Consider the following 4,321-nt stretch of genomic DNA (forward strand, 5'->3'; position numbering starts at 1 on the left):
ATGCTGAAGTCCATGCCTTCCGGGAAGTTCTTCTTCAGCTCGGCCATCTTGTCGCGCACTTCGTTGGAGATCTCGATGGCGTTGGAGCCCGGACGCTGGAAGATCGGGATCGCCACCGCCGGTTGGTTGTTCAGCAACGAGCRCAGGGCGTATTGGCTGGATCCCAGTTCGACGCGGGCAATATCTTTGAGGCGAGTGATTTCACCGTTATCGCCGGAGCGAATGATGATGTTCTCGAACTCTTCTTCAGAAACCAGGCGACCCTGGGTGTTGACCGACAGCTGGAAGGCAGTGGCATTTGGCGCAGGCGGCGCGCCCAGTGCACCGGCAGCCACTTGACGGTTTTGTTCACGAATCGCGCTTACCACATCGGTGGCAGTCAGGTTGCGTGAAGCCGTCTTGTTCGGATCAAGCCAGACCCGCAGCGAGTAATCGCCCATGCCGAACAGTTGCACGTCACCGACACCGCCCAGGCGTGCCAGCTCATCCTTGATGTTGAGCAGGGCGTAGTTGGACAGGTAGAGCATGTCGTAGCGTTTGTCCGGCGAGGTCAAGTGCACAACCATGGTCAGGTCGGGCGAAGCCTTGTCGACGGTGATCCCGATGCGCGTCACTTCTTCTGGAAGCTTGGGCTCGGTGCGGGTCACGCGGTTCTGCACCTGCACCTGCGCGTTGTCCAAGTCGGTGCCCAGCGCGAAGGTGATGGTCAGGGTGATCTTGCCGTCAGCGGTGGACTGTGAGGACATGTACAGCATGTTCTCGACGCCGGTGATGGCTTGCTCCAACGGAGCGGCCACGGTTTCACCAATGACTTTAGGGTTGGCACCCGGGAAGTTGGCACGGACCACTACGGTCGGCGGCACAACTTCCGGGTATTCACTGATCGGCAATTGGAACAGCGAGATGGCGCCGGCGATCAGGATCAGCAACGACAGCACCGCTGCAAAGATCGGCCGTGAAATGAAGAATTGGGAAAAATTCATCGGAGTCGTTATCCCTTAACCGCGTGGAGTCGCAGCAGCCAGTTTCACAACCGAACCCGGCGCGACCTTGGCAGGTGCGACTTGGGGCAGGTTGCTGGCTTCGAGCGCTTGTCGTTGTTGAGCCAGAGCGGCGAGGGTCTGTTCGCTGGCCATCGGGATCACTTCAGGGGTGACCGGCGAGCCAGGGCGAACCCGTTGCAGGCCCTTGACGATGACGGTGTCATCCTTGTTGAGGCCATTACGCACAATGCGCAAACCTTCGATCTTCGGCCCCAGTTCGACGGCGCGGTAGGCCGTGTTGTTGTCGGCATCCATGACCAGCACGAATTTTTTGCCCAGATCGGTGCCGACCGCTTCGTCATTGATCAGCACCGCGGAATAAGTGCCGCTACCCACCAGTTTCAGACGCGCATAAAGGCCTGGGGTGTAGCTGCCGTCGGTATTGTCGAACACAGCGCGACCGCGAATGGTGCCGGTTTTCGGGTTGACCTGGTTGTCGATGAAGTTCATCACGCCCTGGTGTGGGTGGCCGTCTTCGTTGGACAGGCCCATGTAAACCGGGGTGGTGGCACCGCGTTTGCCTTGGCGGGCGAGTTGGGTGTACTTGAGGAATACGCGTTCGTCAGCGTCGAAGTAGGCGTAGACCTTCTCGGTGGACACAACGCTGGTCAGTGGTGTGGTATCAGCGGTCACCAGGTTGCCGGCGGTGATTTCGGCCCGGCTGACGCGACCACTGATTGGCGCGGTGACGCGGGTGAAGCTCAGGTTCAATTTGGCCAGGTCCAGCTGCGCCTGAAGGGCACCGACGGCGGCGCGGGCTTCTTGAGCGGCACTGGTGCGCGAATCCGCCAGTTCGGCGGAAATCGCGTTGCTGGTGCGCAGGCGTTCACCGCGCTGGGCTTCGTTTTCACTGCGGGTTGCGTTGGCGCGGGACTGGGCAACCAGGGCTTCGAGGCGGCGGACCTCGGCCTGGAATGGACGCGGGTCGATCTGAAAGAGCAAATCGCCTTTCTTGACCAGTGCGCCTTCAGTGAACGCCACTTCATCAATCTGCCCGGAGACCCGTGGACGAATTTCTACCGTTTCCGGGGCTTCCAGGCGCCCGGTGAATTCGTCCCACTCGTTGACCGGTTGTTCCAGCACCTTGGCGACGCTGACTTTGGCCGCAGGCATCGTCGCGGCAGACTCCGGAGCCTTGCCGCAGGCGCTCATCACCAGGACGGCCAACAGGGCCAACGGGAAGCGCAAATGTTTAAGTGATTGTTCCATGGATGCATCCGCCAATGTATTGAGAATGGACGGATGATGAGCGGCGAGGGTGTATGTCACGAATCGAATGAAGCGAAGGTAACTATCATTCGGAATGATATGAGGGTGGGGCAAGCTCTCTAGCATGCACCTTTGGCTAGTCAGTGAGCAATTGGATTGATGACAATTCAGTGTTGCTGGGAGTGCAAAGGATAGGCTTGAAACCGAGTCGTGGCCATCGCGGGCAAGCCACGCTCCCACAAGGGGAATGCATTCCATTGTGGGAGTGAGCCTGCTCGCGATAGGGCCGCAAGCCCCAACACAAAACCAGGATCAGGCCAGGCTATCCGGATCCTGCAATCGAGAATCGGGCGCTCAACCCAAATCGCTAGCCCTATGTCGTTCAGGCAGCTGGCTCGCCTCATCGCCCCACGTTCGGTTGACGCACTGTCCACGGATGACTGCTGGCCGGTTGGCGATCGCCTCCGCCCAGCGTTGTACGTGGATATATTCGTGCGCAGAAAGAAACTCGGCAGCGGAGTACACCTTGTCCCGCACCAGTTGGCCGTACCAGGGCCAGACCGCGATATCGGCGATGGTGTAGTGGTCACCGGCCAGGTATTGGCATTCGCTGAGACGGCGATCGAGAACATCCAACTGACGTTTGGCCTCCATCGTGAAGCGGTTGATCGGGTATTCGAATTTCTCCGGCGCGTAGGCGTAAAAGTGCCCGAAGCCGCCGCCCAGGTAGGGCGCAGCCCCCATCTGCCAGAAAAGCCAATTCAAGGTTTCCGTGCGACCTGCCGGATCGCTGGGCAGAAAGGCGCCGAATTTTTCCGCCAGGTAAAGCAGGATCGATCCGGATTCGAACACGCGGATGGCCGGCTCTGTGCTGCGGTCCAACAAGGCGGGGATCTTTGAGTTCGGGTTGATCTCGACAAAACCGCTGGAAAATTGATCTCCCTCGTTGATGCGGATCAGCCAGGCGTCGTATTCCGCATCGGTGTGTCCGAGGGCCAACAACTCCTCAAGCAGGATGGTTACCTTGACGCCATTGGGCGTGGCCAGGGAATACAGCTGTAATGGATGCTTACCGACCGGCAGTGCCTTGTCATGGGTCGGTCCGGCTATCGGCCGGTTGATGCTGGCGAATTGGCCGCCGGACGGGGCGCTGTTTTTCCAGACCTTCGGAGGAACATAGGACGCTTTACTCATGAGACGAACCCTGTCGTTTGCTTGCTGTGATCACATAGACCGCGGATGGCCAATTTTTTGACCATGGCAGAAGGCAGCCTGGATGTCATCAACCTTGGCCAACGGCCAGGCCGGAGTCACGTCGCTGCTTTCCACCAGCAGCATCCGGAACTTCGCGCCCTGGATGCGATGYCGTCGCGCCTCCTCATAGGCGGGGCTGTCATACCACGCTGGCCGTTCACGCTCATTCCTGATCCATAGCCTCGGTCACCCCCTGATCCTCACCCAGGAACCCGCCACTCTGATGGTGCCACAGCCGCGCATAGATGCCGTTCTGAGCGAGCAATTCGGTGTGGGTACCCTGTTCGATGATGCGTCCATCGTCCATGACGATAAGTCGATCCATTGCCGCAATTGTGGACAGCCGATGGGCGATGGCGATGACGGTTTTTCCCTGCATCATTTCATCGAGGCTTTCCTGAATCGCCACTTCGACTTCCGAATCCAGCGCGCTGGTAGCCTCGTCAAGTAGCAGGATCGGGGCGTTCTTGAGCATCACTCGGGCAATCGCKACGCGCTGGCGCTGGCCGCCCGAAAGCTTGATGCCGCGCTCGCCCACCAAGGTGTCGTATCCGGTGTGCCCTTGCCGGTCGCTCAGTTGGCTGATGAACCCATCGGCCTGGGCATTGGCTACGGCATTGCGGATTTGTGCGTCGCTTGCATCGGGTCGGCCGTAKGCGATGTTGTCGCGAATGGAACGGTGCAGCAGGGAAGTATCCTGGGTGACCATGCCGATCGCACTGCGCAGGCTGTCTTGCGTCACGTGCGCAATGTCTTGCCCGTCAATGYGAATCTGCCCGCTGTCGACGTCATAGAAGCGCAGCAGCAAGTTGATG

General features: G+C 59.4%; 5 protein-coding genes. All 5 read right to left on the reverse strand.

Annotated features, from left to right (window positions below):
* Positions 1 to 983, reverse strand: a 983-nt coding sequence (locus AC1DRJ_RS20110) for an efflux RND transporter permease subunit (RefSeq protein ID WP_477803688.1), incomplete at its 3' end; no start/stop codon positions are given.
* A 15-nt stretch (positions 984 to 998) separates the two neighbouring features.
* Entirely contained in the window at positions 999 to 2,252 is a 1,254-nt protein-coding gene (mexE, locus tag AC1DRJ_RS20115) for a multidrug efflux RND transporter periplasmic adaptor subunit MexE (protein ID WP_477803689.1), read from the reverse strand.
* Between the two features lie 354 nt (positions 2,253 to 2,606).
* On the reverse strand, positions 2,607 to 3,446 hold the full coding sequence (gene yghU, locus AC1DRJ_RS20120; protein WP_477803690.1) for a glutathione-dependent disulfide-bond oxidoreductase: 840 nt from the start codon (positions 3,444 to 3,446) through the stop codon (positions 2,607 to 2,609).
* Positions 3,447 to 3,476: 30 nt separating this feature from the next.
* The gene (locus AC1DRJ_RS20125; protein WP_477803692.1) at positions 3,477 to 3,680 is read right to left on the reverse strand and encodes a DUF1330 domain-containing protein; all 204 of its coding nucleotides are present in this window, start codon (positions 3,678 to 3,680) and stop codon (positions 3,477 to 3,479) included.
* Positions 3,670 to 4,321: ABC transporter ATP-binding protein (locus AC1DRJ_RS20130; protein ID WP_477803691.1), on the reverse strand; the 652-nt coding region annotated here is incomplete at its 5' end. The genes AC1DRJ_RS20130 and AC1DRJ_RS20125, both read right to left, overlap by 11 nt.

The sequence above is a fragment of the Pseudomonas sp. P5_B2 genome (assembly GCF_056400445.1).

Excerpts from the sequence above, each read along its gene's own strand:
- mexE (WP_477803689.1), bottom strand. The coding sequence starts at position 2,252 with ATGGAACAATCACTTAAACATTTGCGCTTCCCGTTGGCCCTGTTGGCC.
- yghU (WP_477803690.1), bottom strand. The coding sequence starts at position 3,446 with ATGAGTAAAGCGTCCTATGTTCCTCCGAAGGTCTGGAAAAACAGCGCC.